Raw genomic sequence first — 16,623 nt, forward strand, 5'->3', positions numbered from 1 at the left:
GGTGTGCTGAGTCTCGCCCGCCCCGGCGCCGCGCGCCATCCCCCGGGACGCCGGTTCGCGGCCGTGCCCGCACCGGCCGCGGCGTCGGGGACTATCGTCGGCTGACGTGAAGGTATGGATTCCGCACCAGGCCGGCCTGAACCTCATGGGCGAGCTGCCCCCGGACGTGACGGTGGAGGTGTTCGAGCACGCCGACCGGCTGCCCTCGGAGGTCGCCGACGTCCGCGTCTGGGTGCCACCGTTCCTGGGCGGCACGGACGCGACGGCCCTGCTGCGTGAGCTGCCCGACCTTTCGGTGGTGCAGTTGCTCTCCGCCGGGGCGGATGCCTGGGCCGGCCGGACGCCGCCGGGTGTCACGCTCTGCGACGCACGGGGCGTGCACGACCCGTCCACCGCCGAGTGGGTCGTCACCGCGATCCTCGCTCAGCTGCGGGCGTTCCCGGCGTTCGTCCGCGCGCAGGCCGAACGGCGCTGGGCGAACGAGGGGAACACCCCGACCGACGAGCTGACCGGCAAGCGGGTGCTCATCATCGGTGCTGGTTCGATCGGCACCGCGGTGCGTAACCGACTCGCCGCGTTCGACGTGAGCTTCACCCTGGTCGCGAGGACGGCCCGCCCGGAGCAGGGGGTGCACGCGGTCGAGGAGTTGCCCCGGCTGCTGCCCGAGGCGGACGTGGTGGTGGTGCTGGTGCCGCTCACCGACCAGACCCGTGGCCTGATCGACAAGGGGTTCCTGGCCGCGATGCCGGACGGGGCGCTGCTGGTCAACGCGGCCCGGGGGCCGGTTGCCCACACCGAGGCGCTCGTCGCCGAGCTGGGCACCGGTCGGATCTCGGCCGCGCTGGACGTCACCGACCCCGAGCCGCTGCCCGCCGACTCTCCGCTCTGGGCGATGCCGAACGTGCTGCTCACCCCGCACGTGGCCGGGGGAGTGCGCGGTCTGCTGCCGCGGGCCTACCGACTGGTCGGTGATCAGGTACGCAGGTTCGCCGCCGGGCAGCCACTGATCAACACGGTGGTCGACGGCTACTGACCGGGTGCCTCGGTCGCGTTGCCCGGCAGCGCCTGGCCGGTGGCCGACACCAGGCGGGGCAGGTCCACGCTGCGGACGGCCGGCAGGGTGACCTGCTGGCCGTCGTCGAGTCGGGCGACCGCCCGTCCGCGCTGGTCGGTGGTCAGCTCAAGGACCTGGTCCCAGTCGATCCGGCGTTGCCCGACCAACGCCCGTACGCGTAGCTCCCGCGCGTCGGCGTCGGTGCCCGCCCGCCAGGCCCACACCGCGACGGCGAGCGGGACGAGCAGCACCGGCAGCAGGTAGCCCCGGGCGTTGGCCAGCGGCAGGGCACCGATGAAGGCGATGACCGCGGCGACCAGGATGGCTTGGTTGTACCGGAAGCGGACCGTGTCGGGCTTACTCACCCTCCGATGATCCCACCCTCGGCCGATCCGGCTCGCGGCGGGCGGTGCCAGCAGGGTCCGGTGCGCCGTACAGTGACACGGGTCGTTGTCTCCATCGGGTGGCCGGCACGTAACCGATCCGGCTGTCGATCGTTGTCAGTTATTGGACAGTGGATCCACAAAGTCCGATGTCTCGCACCGTCGCACCGCCCCCGTGCCCCCTCACGAAGGCGACCGCTGTGCTCCTCGCGTACCCGTTCCGCGTCCTCGTCCCCCGCCGGGTGGCACCGGAGACCGCCACGTCCACGGTGGTGGCGCTGCTCCTCGTCGCCGGTGCCGCCGACCTGGTCCCACCCCCGGTGGTGATCGCGCTGACAGCTGGCGCGGGCGCCACCCTCGCCGGGGTGCGGCTGGCCCGGCTGGCCTCCCGGCGCGGCACCGATCCGTCACCGCGTGCGGCCAGCGTGTTGCTCGACGCGGCGGTCGTGGCGGCTGGCCTGACCGCCGTCGCGCTGCCCCTGGCCTCAGGCGGGCACACCTCGGCCGTGCTGGTCGGGTCGCTGGTCGTGGCGGCCCTCGCCCTGACCGGGCTGTGCCTGCTTCCCGGCCGGACGCAGCCGTCGGTCGGGGTCCGGCTGCGCCGGCTGGTCGAGTCGACCGGCCCGGCCGTCGGGATGGCCCTCGCCGGTTGGCTGCTGCTGCCCCGTGACGGCGTGCCGGTCGCGGTCCGGCTGGTCGCCGCGTTGGCGCTCGGCGGGCTGGGCATGGCCGTGCTCAACGCGTTCACGGGGCCACGGCGACGCTCCGGAGCCGCGGTATGCCGGGGTGGCGTCCTGCTCACCCTGGGCGGGCTGGTGCTGCTGGCCACCCTGCCGTCGTCGGCCGGGCGGGTGACCCTGCTGGCCGTACCCCCGCTGGTGTTCGGGATGCTGCTCGTCGCGGCGGGTGCGGCGGACGCGGGTGCCCCGGGGCCGGCGGATCCGACCGCTCCGGCCTGGCCCCGGTCGGTGCTCCCGGCGGCGGTCCTGCTTCTGGCGGCGGGCCTGCACCTGGGCGCCGGCCGCGCAACGGACCGCACGAGCGTGTTGTTGGCGCTGGCGGCGGTGCCGCCCCTGGTGCTGCGCGAACTGCTTCGTGCCGGTGACGCGCCCGTCGCCGAACGGCGAGCCGCACATCGCCGACGCGCCGGCAACGCCGTCCGGCGCCGCCAGGCGGCCCACCCACGCACGTCGGACCTTCCACTCGCGCAGCCCGCGCACGATCAGCCCGGCCGCGGTGGTGAGCTGTTCGGCCCGGTCACCGCGCATGGTGCCGGCTCGACCTGGTCGCCGGACGACGGTGCTGGCTGGTCGGCGCTCGACCGCCGCCCCGTTGCGGCGGGCGATGGTCCTCCCGGTGACCGGGCCGCACTGCTGGACGCCCTCGCCACGATCGGCGACGTGCCGGCGCCGTCCGGCGCGTTGCTGCTGGTGGACCTGCACGGCGCCGAGGGGATCGGCCCGACTGCTCGGGAGGACGTGCTGGCCGAGGCGGTGCACCGGGCGCGCGCGGTCGTCGCCGCCGACGACCTGATCACCGGGTGCACGGGCGCCGGCTTCGCCGTGGTCACCGCCGCCGGTCCGGTGCTGGCGTACGCGCTGGGCAACCGGCTGTTGACCGCGCTCGCCCCGCCCTACCAGCTGGCCGGTTCGGTGTTGCGCGTGCAGACCAGCATCGGGTTGGCCGAGGTGAGCGGTGACCGGCCGGCGGGCGTGCTCCGTCAGGCCGAGCTGGCCCGACGACGGGCCGTGCAGCTGGGCCGGGACCGGGTCGAGTGGTACGACGCGTTCCTGGAGGAGCAGCTGGTTCGCCGGCTCGACCTGGAACGGGAACTGCCCGGTGCGGTGGCGCGTGGCGAGCTGGATCTGGTGTACCAGCCGGTGCTCGACCTGGCTGACGGGCAGCCGGTGGGCGCGGAGGCGTTGCTGCGTTGGCGCAGCCCGGTGCTCGGCACGGTGCTTCCGGCCGAGTTGCTGCCGGTCGCCGAGGACCTGGACCTGGTCGGCGAGTTGGAATGGTGGGTACTGGACCGGGCCTGCCGGCAGTTGTCCAACTGGTCGGCGGGCGTCCGGGAGCTGTGGATGGCGGTCAACGTGACGACCCGGGAGCTGACCACCCCCGACTTCGTCCAGCGGGCCGCGGCCGTGCTGGCCGCGTACGGGGTGCCGCCGGAGCGACTGGTGGTGGAGGTGAGCGAGCCGAGGGTCGCGGGTGACCTGCCGACCGTGGTGGCCCGGCTGGCCGGCCTGCGGTCGCTGGGCGTACGCACCGCGTTGGACGACTTCCGGCCCGAGCACGCCTCGCTGGCGCAACTCCGCCGTCTGCCGATCGACCTGCTCAAGGTTGGCCCGGAGTTGGTGGGCGCACGGCCGGACGGGCAGCCACCGCTGATCGACGTGGTGGTCAACGTCGGCGAGCGGCTGGGCGTCGAGATCGTCGCCGAGGAGTTGGAGTCGTCGACCCAGGTCGAGGGGGCGCGCCGGGGCGGCTGCCGGTACGGGCAGGGGTTCGCACTGGCCCGCCCGGCGACGGCCGAGCGGGTCGAGGCGTACTTCGAGGAGTTCCCGTCGGCATCCCGCTGAACGGGGAGGTGAACCGGTTCACCTTCCTCGGGGCGGCGCGGTGCTGCCCCGGGGTGTGAGCTGTGGCGTCTCGTCCTGCACCCGGCTCGCCGGCTCCCCGGCGATGATGGCGAGCAGTTGCCGGGCGGCGTGCGCGCCGTACGCCGGGATGTCCCGGCCCAGCGCGGTCAGCGGCGGGTGCACCAGGCGGCACAGCGGCGAGTCGTCCCAGGCCACGATGGACAGGTCGCCGGGCACGGTGAGCCCCATCTCCTGGGCGACGGAGAGCCCGGCGATGGCCATCACGTCGTTGTCGTAGATGACCGCGGTGGGCCGGTGGGCGGAGCTGAGCAGCCGGCGGGTCGCCCGGCCACCCTCCTCGCCGGTGTAGTCCGACCACACGGTGACCGCGTCGAGCAGGCCGAGCCGCTGGCAGAGTGCGGCGAAGGCGTCGGTACGGATCTCGGTGTGCCGCAGGTCGGGCAGGCCCGCGACCCGGGCGATCCGCCGGTGCCCGAGCGCGACCAGGTATTCCACCGTCTCGGTCAACGCGGCCTCGTCGTCGGACCAGAGGCTGCTCAGGTCGCCGGTGCCACCGGGCCCACCGATCACCACCGCCGGCAGTTGCAGCTGTTCGAGTGCGGGGATGCGCAGGTCGTCCGTGCGTAGGTCGCAGACGAGCACCCCGTCCACCCGACGTTCGCCCCACCAGCGCCGGTAGACCGCGATCTCGGCGTCGGGATCGGCCACCACCTGGAGGGTCAGCGCGTACGAACGGGCGGAGAGTTCGGCCTCGACGCCACTGATCAGCGCCATGAAGAACGGCTCGATGCCGAGTGTCCGGGCCGGTCGGCACAGGGCCAGACCGACCGCCCCGGCGGTGGCGGCGGAGAGTGCGCGGGCGGCGTTGCTGCGGCTGAACCCGATCTCCGTGGCGATGGCCAGGATGCGCTGCCGGGTGGCCTCGGAGACGCCGGGCTGCCCGTTCAGCGCGTACGACACGGCGCCCTTGGACACCCCGGCGTGCCGGGCGACGTCGGCGATGGTCGGCCGCTTCACCGGCGTGCTCCTTCGCTCTCTGGCCGTTGACAGTCCGAATTCCGAACCGTACGGTGCTCAGCTTATCCGGTTCAGTAGGCGTCTTTCGATGCAGAAGGTGCGGTGCAGTGTTGAGCCGACAGGCACTCTACGACGGTTGGACCCTGCGGGCCGTACCCGGAGCGCAGGTGCCGGCCGAGATCGCCGGGCAGTCCGTGCCGGCGACCGTGCCCGGGTGTGTCCACACCGACCTGCTCGACGCCGGGCTGATCGAAGATCCCTACCTCGACGACAACGAGGTGGCACTGGCCTGGATCGGGCGCACCGACTGGCACTACCGGACGAGCTTCCGGCGCCCGACCGACCACCACGACCGGGTCGACCTGGTCTGCGCCGGCCTGGACACCGTGGCCACGCTCACCGTCAACGGTGTCGAGGTCGGTCGCACCCAGAACATGCACCGTGGCTACCGGTTCGACATCCGGTCGTTGCTGCGCGACGGCGACAACGACCTGACCATCACGTTCGACTCCGCGTACCGCTACGCCGAGGCACAGCAGGAACGGCTCGGTGACCGGCCCAACGCCTACCCGGAGCCGTTCCACTTCATCCGCAAGATGGCCTGCAACTTCGGCTGGGACTGGGGCCCGACCCTGGTCACCGCCGGCATCTGGCAGGAGATCAGCCTGCACGCCTGGTCGACCGCCCGGCTGGCCACCGTCCGCCCACTGGTCACGATGGACGGTCGAGACGGCCAGGTCGAGCTGCACGTCGAGGTCGAACGGGTCGCGGACGTCCCGCTGACCGTCCGGGCGGCCGTCGGCGGCGCCCGCGCGGACGTGGTCATCCCCGCTGGGCAGCGCACGGCCGTGCTGACCCTCACCGTCCGCGAGCCCGCGCTCTGGTGGCCCCGGGGGTACGGCGAACAGGTGCGCCACCCGATCGAGGTGACCCTGCACGGACCGCACGGAGACGCCCTCGACAGCTGGTCCCACCGGATCGGCTTCCGTTCGGTGCGTCTGGACACCACCGCGGACGAACACGGCACCCCGTTCGCGTTGTCGGTCAACGACGTCCCCGTCTTCGTACGCGGGGTCAACTGGATCCCGGACGACGTGTTCCCCACGCGGATCACCCGGGAGCGGCTGGCCGAGCGGTTCGACCAGGCCATCGCGGCCAACGTCAACCTGCTGCGCGTCTGGGGCGGCGGCCGGTACGAGTCGGCGGACTTCTACGACCTCGCCGACGAGCGCGGGCTCCTCGTCCAGCAGGACTTCCTCTTCGCCTGCGCGGCGTACCCGGAGGAGGAGCCCTTCGCCACCGAGGTGGCCGCCGAGGCCGCCGAGCAGGTGACCCGGCTGGCGCCGCACCCGTCGTTGGTGCTCTGGACCGGCAACAATGAGAACATCTGGGGCTGGCACGACTGGGACTGGCAGCAGGACCTCGCCGGGCGTACCTGGGGACGCGGTTACTACCTCGACGTGCTGCCCCGGATCGTCGGTGACCTCGACCCGACCCGCCCGTACTGGCCGGGCAGCCCCTGGTCGGGCACCGAGGCCATCCACCCCAACGATCCGGCGCACGGCACCACCCACATCTGGGACGTGTGGAACACCGACGACTACACCAAATACCGGGAGTACGTCCCGCGCTTCGTCGCCGAGTTCGGCTACCAGGCCCCACCGGCGTACGCCACGCTGCGCCGGGCCCTCAGCGACGAACCCCTGGCGCACGATTCCCCGGGCATGGCGCACCACCAGAAGGCGGCCGACGGGGACGCCAAGCTCCAGCGGGGCCTCGACGCGCATCTGCCCGCCCCGGCGGACTTCGACGACTGGCACTACCTGACGCAGCTCAACCAGGCCCGCGCGATCCAGCTCGGGGTCGAGCACTTCCGCTCACACCGGGGCGTCTGCGCGGGCACCATCGTCTGGCAGCTCAACGACTGCTGGCCGGTCACGTCCTGGTCCGCCGTCGACGGCGACGGCCGTCGCAAACCCCTGTGGTACGCGCTGCGTCACGCGTACGCCGATCGGCTGCTCACCGTGCAGCCCCGCGACGGCGGCCTCGCCCTGGTCGCGGTCAACGACGGCGGGACGCCCTGGCGGGCGTCGGCCACGGTGACCCGGCTGACCCTCGCCGGTGCGCCCCGGGCGAAGACGTCGATGGAGCTGGACGTCCCCGCGTACTCGGCGGTGACCCTGGCGCTGCCGGCCGAGCTGGCCCGGCCGGACGAGGCCCGGCGTGAGCTGCTGGTCGCCGAGGCGGGTCAGAGCGCCGAGCGGGCGCTGTGGTTCTTCGCCGAGGACCGGGACGTGGAGTGGCCGTCGGCAGCGTGGGACGCGACGGTCGAGCCGTTCGACGGTGGGCAGCGGGTCCGGGTCACGGCCGGCACGGTGCTGCGCGACCTGACGCTCTTCCCGGACCGGCTGGCCCCGACGGCGTCCGTGGACAGGGCCCTGGTCACCCTCCTGCCGGGTGAGTCGGTCATCCTCACGGTGCGCGCCGACGCGCCGCTGGACGACCGGGCGCTGACCACCCGACCGGTGCTGCGCTGCGTCAACGACAGCTGAAGGAGGGCTCGGTCCCGGCGACGTGGGCGGACGGCCGCCACCCTTGCACCCCAATGATTGAAGACTTTTTCAACTGCTAAAGTCTTCGTATCGATCGGGAGGGGTGCTCATGTCGGTCCCGCTGTACCAGGCGAAGGCGGAACTCTTCCGCACCCTCGGGCACCCGGTGCGCATCCGGGTCCTCGAACTGCTCCAGGACGGCCCGAAGCCGGTCCGCGACCTGCTCGCCGTCATCGAGGTCGAGGCCTCCAACCTCTCCCAGCAACTCGCCGTGCTGCGCCGCGCCGGGATGGTCACCTCACACCGCGACGGCCCCCTCGTCATGTACGCGCTCAGCACCCCGGACGTGGCCGACCTGCTGGCAGCCGGGCGGCGGATCCTCGGCGCGGTCCTCACCGACCGGGACGGCCTCCTCGGGGAGCTGCGCGCCACCGGCGCGGACAGGTGAGCGGCGCCCTCCCGGTGGCCCGAGAGCGGCTCCTCGGGCTGCTGCCCGGCCGGGCCGACTGGGCGGCGGTCCACCGCTCACCGCGCCGGGACCTGCTGGCCGGGCTCACCGTGGCGGTGGTGGCGCTACCGCTGGCCCTGGCGTTCGGCGTCACCTCCGGGCTGGGCGCCCAGGCCGGGTTGGTCACCGCCGTGATCGCCGGTGCGGTGGCCGCTGTCTTCGGGGGCTCCAACCTCCAGGTCTCCGGGCCGACCGGGGCGATGACCGTGGTGCTGGTGCCGGTGGTGCAGCAGTTCGGAGCCACCGGCGTGCTCATGGTCGGGGCGATGGCCGGCCTGGTGCTGATCGCGCTCGCCGTGGCCCGCCTGGGCCGGTACGTCCGCTACCTGCCCACCCCGGTGCTGGAGGGTTTCACCGCCGGCATCGCCGTGGTCATCGCGCTGCAACAGGTGCCCGCCGCACTCGGTGTCAGCGACGCACACGGGGAGAAGGTCTGGGCCGTCGCCTTCGACGCGGTCGCCCGTTTCGTCGTACACCCGCGGCCGGCCGCGCTCGCGGTGGCCCTCGCCGTCGCGGCGCTGATGCTGCTGGGTGCCCGGTGGCGACCCGGCCTGCCGTTCTCGCTGCTCGGCGTGGGGGCCGCCACCGTCCTCGCCGAAGTCATCCCGGTCGATCTGGTCCGGATCGGCGCGCTGCCGCAGGGCCTGCCCGCGCCCTCGCTCAGCTTCCTCGACCTCGACGCGGTGGGCGTGCTGCTGCCCAGCGCCCTCGCCGTCGCTGCGCTCGCAGCCCTGGAGAGCCTGCTCTCCGCCACCGTCGCCGATGGCATGACCGTCGGCGAGCGGCATGACCCGGACCGGGAGCTGTTCGGTCAGGGGCTGGCCAACCTTGCCGCTCCCCTCTTCGGCGGCATCCCGGCAACCGCCGCCATCGCCCGGACGGCGGTAAACGTCCGCGCCGGGGCGGCCTCGAAGTTGGCGGCCCTCACACACGCCGTCGTCCTCGCGGCGATCGTGCTGGCCGCCGCGCCGCTGGTCGGCCGGATCCCGCTCGCCGCCCTGGCCGGGGTGCTGCTGGCCACCACCGTCCGCATGGTGGAGGCTGGCTCGCTGTGGGCGCTGGCCCGGGCCACCCGGGGTGATGCGCTCGTGCTGGTACTCACCTTCGCCGTCACCGTGATCTGGGACCTCGTTACCGCCGTCGCGGTCGGCGTCGGCGTCGCCGTGGTGCTCGCCCTGCGCGCGGTGGCCCGCAGCGCCCGGCTGGAACAGGTGCCCCTCGACCCAGGGGAACACAGCGCCGAGGAGTACGCGCTGCTCACCGAACACATCGTCGCGTACCGGCTGGACGGGCCGCTCTTCTTCGCTGCGGCCCACACCTTCCTCCTCGAACTCTCCGAGGTCACCGACGTCCGGGTCGTCATCCTGCGGATGTCCCGGGTGACCACCATGGACGCCACCGGTGCGCATGTCCTCGGCGATGCGATCCGGCGGCTACGCGGACGCGGGATCAGCGTCCTGCTCTCCGGCATCACCCCCGCCCACGACCAGGTCCTCGCCACCCTCGGAGTCGCTGACGACCTACGCCGCGAAGGGCTGGTCTTCCACGACACGCCCGCCGCGATCCGGTACGCCCGCGGGACCGCGCTTCCGGTGGCAGGCAGCCCGTCTGACCGGCCGTAACGGTCGGAAGGTGCGTGACCGGGGCGGGTGCGGGCAGGGCAGCCGCTCCCCACTACGGCAGTATCTACCGCGTCATGATCGCTGCTCGACAACGCCGCTGACAGACGAGGCGAAGACAGATGTCGAGCCCAGGCGGTAATCGGGGGGCGCGATGATCACCGAGAATGTCCGAGACGCGGCGGCGACGGCGTTCGTCTTCGGCTTCTTCGCCACCAGCTGGTTCGGTTGGGCGCAGGAGGCGCCCCCGAAGCGGTGGCGGCCGGTGCTCATCGCCGGTTCGGTTCTGTCCCTGCTCACGGCGGCCGCCGGGGCCCTGCTCGCCTGGCGTCACTGGTCGGACGGTACGGCGTTCGACGCCGACACCAGCCCTACCTTCGGCATCGTCGTCGGCATCGAGTTCGGTGCCGCCGCTGTCGGTGCCGGGCTGCTCGCCCTGCTGCGGCGTAATGAGCTGACCGCCCCCTGGATCGCCTTCGTCGTGGGCGTGCACCTCTTTCCGGTTGCGGCGCTGATCGACTACCCGTTGATTCATCTGGTCGCCGCGCTCGTCACCGTGGTGGCCCTCGCGGCGGTGCCGGTGGCCCGAGCCCGCGCCGTGGCGGTGAGCGCGGTGGTCGGGCTCGGCACTGGCGGAGTGCTCCTGGCCGCTGCGGTGTCCTCGCTGCTCATCGCCCTGTTGGCCTACTGAGGCCGCTCGCCAGAACGCGCTGCCGGTCAGGCGCGGGCGGCGGCGAGCACCTGGCCGACCAGGGCCCCGCCCGCCTGGTGATCAATCACGTCGTAACGCCCGCCTGACGTCGAACACTCGGAGCACTGTCAATGTCAGCGAAGCGCCACCGTCAACCGCCAAACCGCGGTTGACGGGTTGGCGGCAGGCGGAGGGGGCAGCGTCTGCGCCCGTTCGATGGCGGCGTCGATGCCGTTGCGGAAGTCGTTGAAGTCAAGCCTGTTCTTGTCCCAGTGAGGGAGGTGCTTGCGAAGCAAGGCCTCCGCCCTCTTGGCGTCTTCCAGGTAACGGGTGCACAAGTCCAGGTGCAGTATGAGCCAGACCTCGAAGCAGGGTTTCGACCAGAGAAGAGTCACGGCATGTCGTCGCGCTTCTCGCTCTGAAATCTCTGGTGGGTAGTGGTCGACGTCGCAGATGACGTACGCCTGGTCGAAGTCGTTGTCGTCACGCCGTCGAGCAGCGCCTCGCACCGCGTCGATGGGCGAGCCTTTTTCCACCGCCACGACGAGGCGGTGCTCTAGCCACGGCTCCCGCCGGAGTCCTTCGAGGTAGACCCGTTCAGTCGCTTCACCGTTGGTGACTGCGAGGATGGTCTGCCGCTGCTCCCTGACGGAGACCCTGCGACGAAGGTCGGTCACCCGGGTCGTGCCGATCTTTGCTCGGCCCATGCGTTGCTGCTGGTCAGTCTGTCGCTTCGCCATCCACCGGTCCTCGTGCCGCGAGTGCCTGCTCGAACAGATACGTCGAAAGGTCCGGAACCGCGCCGTAGTTGCCGTTGAGGTATCGCCGTTGGCGGTTCTCGCCCTCCTTACGCGGCTTGAAATCTGTCAGCGGGTACAGGGTGGATGCTCCATCGGTATCCTTCTCCGTGAACCAGATTTCGTCACGGTGCAGGATCTCCTCGGTGTCGATGGTGCCAAGCAGAGCCGCGTCGTGACTGGTGAAGATGAGCTGACTGTGCCGGGGGTTCGACGCGGTGGACTGGAACAGGCCGATGAGCTTCGCGGTGAGCAGTGGATGCAAGCTGGCGTCTATCTCGTCCACGCACATGGTGCCGCCCTGGCTGAGAACATCGGCGGCCTCGATTGCGAGCCCGAGTAGCTGTTGGGTCCCCGTCGATTCTTCGGCCAACTCGAATTGGACCTCGCCCGCCGGCCCCTGGTGGGCGAACTTCAACCGCTTCCGCTCCCGGCTCGCCCTGTTGCGTCCGTTTCGCAGCATCCTTCGCTCGTTGGCAGGTTCCAATCCCAAGTCTGAGGGCCGGAAGAGCATGGGCTGCTCGTCGGTCACCGTGCTGGTCACCTCGACCACATCGACGATCCCCACGTCGGCCGCCCGCAACAACTCGACCAGGGTGCGCCGGCTGGCATCGCTCTGCGGCCAGCCGGATCGATAGCTGCCGCCCACATGGGGTTGGCTCCGCGTAGACATGCGTTGGAACCACCGGTAGACAGCGCGCAGTGGCTCGCTCCCCGGCTCGTCTGGTGCGGCTTGTCGGTGATCGAAGCGGGCGATGGTGCTGACGAAGAGTGCGGTGGGAGCGGTGACCTCAGCGATCCGCTCCAGCAGCAGGCGTTGGTTCGAGTCTTCGCCCCAGGCGAAAGTGTCGCCGTTGCGCTCGAAGACCCGCCGCTTTCTCTTCAGCGGATAGTGGTAGAGCCACTCGTCGAGGACGCCGTCGTTGTCGAGGGTGTACCCGTACGTGTGCCGCACCCCGTCGAGGTCGAGGTCGACGACGTAGTGGGACGGGGCTTCGAGCGATTCGGCGGTCATCCGGTACGGCTCGCGAGCCACGCCGAGCCCTGGCTCGACATCTCGATCAGAGAAGATCACGAAGCGGCGCATGAATGCCAGAGCGTCCAGGCAGTTGGACTTACCGGAGGCGTTGGCACCGAAGACGCCGACCACTCGGACCGCCGGCCCTTGGTCACCACCGCGGTAGGCCGGCGTGAGGTTGAGTTGTTGCTCGTCCCGGAAGGACCGGTGGTTGGCGAAGCGGAAACTCAACAACATGGCTGTGCCCTCTGATTTCTTGGCCTTACGGCCGTTCCCTGCGAGTAAACCACGCGGAACGGCCTGAGACGCAGGGCACGCCAGGGGTCATCCCTCCCGATGGCTGCCAACCGTCGGACCCTGCTGGCCCTTGCTGGAGGGCATCAAACTCCGGCCTGCCCTGGTAGGCGATTGACGAAGGCATGCACGACTCAGAGGAATTGACCGGCCGGTGGTCGGGGGACCCGCCGGGGCCGGGACGAGTTGCCGGACAGAGATGCGCCGTCGCCGCCGACGTTCTCCGATCATCGCCGAGAAGATCGTCGACGAGGTCGACGAGGTCGTTCGGGCGGTGCGGTTCACCGGCTGGCAGGACACCCGCGAGGGGGACCGTCTGGTCCAGCAGTCCATCCGCAAGACGCTCTGGACCAAATTCAAGATCCGCGACAATGACGTGTACGAGCGTGCCCTCGGCTACATCCGCGAGTACTACTGACGACTCGCGTTGAGGGCGCGGGGTAATGCGCTCAGCCAAGGACGCTGATGTAGCGGCGTGCCGCCTCCGAGCTGCCTTGCACGAGTGCCATGGCTTCGGCGAGGCGTTGCTTGCTCTGTTCGCCCCGTGCGATGGCTTCGGCGATCGCCGGGTGGCCGGTACCAGCGGAGATGGCGCGTAGCCGGGCCAGCATCTGTTCGGTGTTGTCGGCGGCGGCCCGGATCTGGTTAATCGTGGAGTTGCCCTGCTCCGCGGCCTGCATCAACGCCGCCTTGACTTCCTCAATGCTGGCCATGCCGCCCTCCGTCTGATGATCGCGCTAACGAGTTCACGTCTGCGTGGTCGGACGGACACTATCGGAGATGAAGTTGGCACGCAGCCCTCGCTGGCTACATGTACTCGGCGGCCGTGCGCTCCACGTCGGCGATGAACTCTTCAAGCTGCGTCTCGGTGGGATCGCGGTCCTGAAGCAGCTTGCCGAGGAATACGATCTGCATCTGGAGGGCGGTCTCGGGGCTGAGATTGTCGACCAGCCCGACCTCGCCGAGGGCCGCGCGGACGAGGCCTTCCATCTCCAGGGTGGGCAGCGACTCCGCGCCCGGAAACTGGGTGCGAGTCTCGGCGACGAAGCGAGCGACGTCGGTGGGGGAGTGAGCGGCGCCGAAGCGGTCGTTGACCGCGATGGCGAACGCTGCGCCGATCACCTGGTTCCCGCCGCGCCATCCGGAGGCCTCCAACCCGTCCAGGAGTTGGTCCACCGTGCCCCAGTCACGCCGTGCCATCGCGCGGATCAGGTCGCTGAACTCGGTTCGTACGCTCACGATCTCGTAACCTCGCTATTCCCTTGCGGATTGATTGAACGGAGCGGTGGACGGCGATGCTCGCCACCAACCCCACCACGACGAGATGCCCCGCCGCATCCGGTGCTTCGTTGAGGAGACGCTGCCCTACCGTAGGGCCGACCGTCGGGGTTGTGGTGCCGGCTTGTTGCGCCCCTGGTGGGCCCTGCGGACCCCGAATGATCGTGAACGCTTCCCTGGCCGCCGCCACCGACTTCTGGGTGTTCTCCTGGACGTCCTGAGCCTTCCTGGTCATCGTACTCAGGAAGGAGGCGACGTTCCTTCGTGCGGAATCGCGCTCGACGGTCTCGGCGAGCAGATCCTCACCGGACGGTGTGGCTGAGTCGGAGGGCTGCGTGTTCGGAGCAGAGCCAGGAGCGACCGCATTGGAGTATTCGCCTACGCGGTCGGCCGCCTCGCCGATCAGGCGGGCGAGTTTGCCGGCCTTCTCGTCAGCGGTCTTGCTCTCGGTCACAGCGCCGGTGAGTTCCGGATGCCTGCTGCCCTGCGCTGCATGGGTGTAGTGCGTATTGGCCTGTTCCGCGTCAGCCTGAGCGCGTCGCGCGACAACGGCGGCGCTGTGGAGGGTGTCGATGGCGCTTCTCAGTTGGGCGACAACTTCGCCGATGCTTTCGCTCATCCGATGATGGCGAGGTAGGCGGCAGCATGGTCCTTGGCAGCCTTGATTCGGCGAAGCACGAACTCGACCTCGTCGGCAGCCTCACGGAGGGCCTTCCGGGACTGCTTCGCCTCGCCGCGTTCGCTGTCGTGCAGGGCTGCGATTGCCAGAGCGGTCGCGTCGGCGAGCTTGGCGTTGGCCTTCTCGATGCTCATCCGAGCGTTGTCGAGTGCTTGATCGCCCTTCCGGATCGTCACCTTGACATCGCCGATTGTCACTGCCGCACGTTAACCGAACTCGGTCGTCGAGCGCAGCCCCTGCGGCGGGTGGGTGTCCCAGGAGACCCCGAGACACCCATCGAAGCCTCAGCGGGAATTGCGGGTCGAGCGCACGAAGCTTGCCCAGGCGGTGGGGGAGAAGGTGAGGGCCGGGCCGTGCGGGTCTTTGCTGTCGCGCACGGCGACGATGCCAGGCAGGTTGTCGGCGACCTCGACGCACTCGCCGCCGTTGCCTGCGCTGCGGGTGCTCTTGCGCCAGGATGCGCCCGTCAGGTCAACCATGGTGAACCTCCCCGATGATCTTGTTGATCAGTTGGAACGATTGTCCCTCATCAAGAGCGAGTGACAGCAGGCTCGACCAGACCTTCTCATAGGTCGCGAACTCATTGGGGCGGTCGAGGTAGAGCGCGCCCGTGATCGCCTCGCTGTAAACCAACGGCGGCTCAGGCGTGCTTCGGTTGCCGAGCGGAAAATCAAGAAGCACGAACTCGCCAGCAACGGTCCCGTGGTGGGGCCCCGCGGTCAGGGGTAGCACGCGAATCGAGATGTTCGGTAGGCGGGTCAGCCGTAGCAGGTTGTGGAGTTGATCCGCCATGGCCTCGGGGCCGCCTACCGGCCGGAGGAGCACCGACTCGCAGAGCACCACCTGCACCTGCGGAGCCCGTGGCAGGCGACGGGTCAGCAGCGACTGCCGTTGCAGTCGAAGCTCGACAGCGCGCTCCCGGTCGTCTTCGCTCATGTCGGGCTGATCGATGCGGTAGATGCCCCGGGCATAGTCGCCGCTCTGGAGGATGCCCGGCACGAGACTGTTCTTGTAGAAGCGGAGCCTCGACGCGGCGGATTCGAGGCCGACGTACAGCTCGAACCATTCCGGGACGGCGTCGCCGTACGCGTGCCACCAGCCCTTCGCCTTCGTCTCGCCGGCCAGGGAGATCAGCGCCCGAGTCAGCTCGCCCGTCGCCCCGTACAGCTCGCACATCGCTCGGACGTCGACGCCGCGCACCGAGCCGAGCCCGCTCTCGATCCGCCACACCTTCTGCCGGCTGCACTCCAGTGCTTCGGCGACCGCGTCGAGGGTCGCTCCCGCCTCGGTGCGCAGGTCACGCAGCGCCCTGCCGAGCTGGCGTCGGGGCACCGTCGAGCCCATGTCGTCGGCCACCCGGCCCTCCTTCCTGTTGAGTTTTGCAACATCCCGACAGCCGTTCTGCAACAGGGGAATGTTGCCCACAAATAGCGGAACAGTGTGAGTCGGCATTCATTGCGATGGTGCTTCCGACCTTACAAGATTGGTCCTACAACAGTGATGGACGCGCAGTTCCCGCGCCGGTGAACGTCGATGAGATCTCTCAATTAGGAAGGGTGGTGCTGCTTCGTGCGCGCGCTTCTCCGTCATCTTTGGGCCGAGCCGTCCCGGCCGGCGTTCTATCGGGCAGCCAACTACGTACCCCTGAAGCCCTGGCAGGTCCGCGGGCGCCGGTTCACCCGCCGTGGCCGTCGTGGCGTGGACGTCGTGGAGGTCGCTGAGTTCCTTGACCGGGTCGCCCACGATCTGGCCGAGGTGTACGCGGCGTTGGGCAGCAGCCGTTGGGAAACCGAGCGGATCAAGGATGCGCTGAGATGCTGGCAGTCACAGCGGGCCCGCGAGGACCTGGCGGCCCGCCGATGAGCGCCCGGTGGGTGGCGCACCTGCCGTTCACCGCTGCCGACCTGCCGGCAGCCCAGCACTTCGCCGGCACCCTGGCCCGCTCCCTGACTTTCCTCACCGAAGTGGACGCCGGGGAGACCACGGTGTCCGCCGAGGACGCTCAGGGCGTACGCCATCGGGTGTTCTGCGACCTGCCACTCGACGGCGGCCGTCGGTGTGTGCGGCGGGTGGAACACGACGGTGACTGCGCGGCGCGGCGGTGTCGGTGACCACCGCGCCCGTCGTCGT

The 16,623-nt window shown here is 70.4% G+C and carries 19 protein-coding genes; 9 read left to right on the forward strand and 10 right to left on the reverse strand.

All coding sequences use genetic code 11. The features are described 5' to 3' along the window. Positions 1-106: 106 nt before the first annotated feature. Positions 107-1,033, forward strand: coding sequence for a 2-hydroxyacid dehydrogenase (locus JOD64_RS20425; RefSeq protein WP_204943683.1), 927 nt, complete (start codon positions 107-109; stop codon positions 1,031-1,033). Here the strand turns inward: JOD64_RS20425 and JOD64_RS20430 are convergent. Next, positions 1,027-1,419: a PH domain-containing protein gene (locus tag JOD64_RS20430; protein WP_204943684.1), complete on the reverse strand. Its 393-nt coding sequence runs from the start codon at positions 1,417-1,419 to the stop codon at positions 1,027-1,029. The two genes, JOD64_RS20425 and JOD64_RS20430, sit on opposite strands and share 7 nt — an antisense overlap. A gap of 218 nt (positions 1,420-1,637) precedes the next feature. On the opposite strand from JOD64_RS20430, the gene JOD64_RS33530 reads away from it, so the two are divergent. Beyond that, complete coding sequence (locus JOD64_RS33530) at positions 1,638-4,019, forward strand: GGDEF domain-containing phosphodiesterase (protein ID WP_204943685.1); 2,382 nt, start codon at positions 1,638-1,640, stop codon at positions 4,017-4,019. Between the two features lie 18 nt (positions 4,020-4,037). On the opposite strand, the gene JOD64_RS20440 is transcribed toward JOD64_RS33530, so the two are convergent. Then, positions 4,038-5,057, reverse strand: coding sequence for a LacI family DNA-binding transcriptional regulator (locus tag JOD64_RS20440; protein WP_204943686.1), 1,020 nt, complete (start codon positions 5,055-5,057; stop codon positions 4,038-4,040). A gap of 110 nt (positions 5,058-5,167) precedes the next feature. Here JOD64_RS20440 and JOD64_RS20445 point away from each other — a divergent pair, with 110 nt between their 5' ends. From JOD64_RS20445 to JOD64_RS20460, 4 genes are all read left to right on the forward strand, one after another. Continuing rightward, positions 5,168-7,609 carry a glycoside hydrolase family 2 protein gene (locus tag JOD64_RS20445; RefSeq protein WP_204943687.1) on the forward strand — a complete coding sequence of 814 codons (2,442 nt, stop codon included), beginning with the start codon at positions 5,168-5,170 and terminating at the stop codon, positions 7,607-7,609. Positions 7,610-7,718: 109 nt separating this feature from the next. Then, a complete protein-coding gene (locus JOD64_RS20450; RefSeq protein ID WP_112604395.1) occupies positions 7,719-8,057 on the forward strand; it encodes an ArsR/SmtB family transcription factor in 339 nt (112 codons plus the stop codon). Next, positions 8,054-9,739, forward strand: coding sequence for a SulP family inorganic anion transporter (locus tag JOD64_RS20455; protein ID WP_204943688.1), 1,686 nt, complete (start codon positions 8,054-8,056; stop codon positions 9,737-9,739). The genes JOD64_RS20450 and JOD64_RS20455 overlap by 4 nt, the downstream gene beginning before the upstream one ends. Positions 9,740-9,890: 151 nt before the next feature. Continuing rightward, positions 9,891-10,427, forward strand: coding sequence for a hypothetical protein (locus JOD64_RS20460; protein WP_204943689.1), 537 nt, complete (start codon positions 9,891-9,893; stop codon positions 10,425-10,427). Positions 10,428-10,561: 134 nt separating this feature from the next. Here JOD64_RS20460 and JOD64_RS20465 read toward each other — a convergent pair whose 3' ends face one another. Both JOD64_RS20465 and JOD64_RS20470 read right to left on the reverse strand, forming a co-directional pair. Beyond that, positions 10,562-11,167, reverse strand: a complete 606-nt coding sequence (locus JOD64_RS20465; protein WP_204943690.1) for an RloB family protein — start codon at positions 11,165-11,167, stop codon at positions 10,562-10,564. Then, the gene (locus JOD64_RS20470; protein ID WP_204943691.1) at positions 11,148-12,479 is read right to left on the reverse strand and encodes an AAA family ATPase; all 1,332 of its coding nucleotides are present in this window, start codon (positions 12,477-12,479) and stop codon (positions 11,148-11,150) included. The genes JOD64_RS20465 and JOD64_RS20470 overlap by 20 nt, the downstream gene beginning before the upstream one ends. A gap of 256 nt (positions 12,480-12,735) precedes the next feature. On the opposite strand from JOD64_RS20470, the gene JOD64_RS20475 reads away from it, so the two are divergent. Further along, entirely contained in the window at positions 12,736-12,954 is a 219-nt protein-coding gene (locus JOD64_RS20475; RefSeq protein ID WP_204943692.1) for a hypothetical protein, read from the forward strand. Between the two features lie 31 nt (positions 12,955-12,985). Here the strand turns inward: JOD64_RS20475 and JOD64_RS20480 are convergent, their stop codons facing one another. From JOD64_RS20480 to JOD64_RS20505, 6 genes are all read right to left on the reverse strand, one after another. Continuing rightward, positions 12,986-13,249 (reverse strand): hypothetical protein, encoded by a 264-nt coding sequence (locus tag JOD64_RS20480; RefSeq protein ID WP_151490548.1) that lies wholly within the window; start codon positions 13,247-13,249, stop codon positions 12,986-12,988. A 94-nt stretch (positions 13,250-13,343) separates the two neighbouring features. Next, positions 13,344-13,775: a hypothetical protein gene (locus JOD64_RS20485; RefSeq protein WP_307813521.1), complete on the reverse strand. Its 432-nt coding sequence runs from the start codon at positions 13,773-13,775 to the stop codon at positions 13,344-13,346. Beyond that, entirely contained in the window at positions 13,723-14,433 is a 711-nt protein-coding gene (locus JOD64_RS20490; RefSeq protein ID WP_204943693.1) for a hypothetical protein, read from the reverse strand. The genes JOD64_RS20485 and JOD64_RS20490 overlap by 53 nt, the downstream gene beginning before the upstream one ends. After that, a complete protein-coding gene (locus JOD64_RS20495; RefSeq protein ID WP_204943694.1) occupies positions 14,430-14,690 on the reverse strand; it encodes a hypothetical protein in 261 nt (86 codons plus the stop codon). Before JOD64_RS20495 ends, JOD64_RS20490 begins: the two co-directional genes overlap by 4 nt. Positions 14,691-14,777: 87 nt before the next feature. After that, positions 14,778-14,972 carry a DUF397 domain-containing protein gene (locus tag JOD64_RS20500; protein WP_204943695.1) on the reverse strand — a complete coding sequence of 65 codons (195 nt, stop codon included), beginning with the start codon at positions 14,970-14,972 and terminating at the stop codon, positions 14,778-14,780. Then, entirely contained in the window at positions 14,965-15,849 is an 885-nt protein-coding gene (locus tag JOD64_RS20505; protein WP_204943696.1) for a helix-turn-helix domain-containing protein, read from the reverse strand. The genes JOD64_RS20500 and JOD64_RS20505 overlap by 8 nt, the downstream gene beginning before the upstream one ends. A gap of 213 nt (positions 15,850-16,062) precedes the next feature. Between JOD64_RS20505 and JOD64_RS20510 the strand changes: the two genes are divergently transcribed. After that, positions 16,063-16,356, forward strand: a complete 294-nt coding sequence (locus JOD64_RS20510; protein WP_204943697.1) for a DivIVA domain-containing protein — start codon at positions 16,063-16,065, stop codon at positions 16,354-16,356. Next, complete coding sequence (locus JOD64_RS20515; protein ID WP_204943698.1) at positions 16,353-16,604, forward strand: hypothetical protein; 252 nt, start codon at positions 16,353-16,355, stop codon at positions 16,602-16,604. Before JOD64_RS20510 ends, JOD64_RS20515 begins: the two co-directional genes overlap by 4 nt. Positions 16,605-16,623 lie beyond the last annotated feature (19 nt).

It is taken from the genome of Micromonospora luteifusca (genome assembly GCF_016907275.1).
GTDB lineage: Bacteria > Actinomycetota > Actinomycetes > Mycobacteriales > Micromonosporaceae > Micromonospora > Micromonospora luteifusca.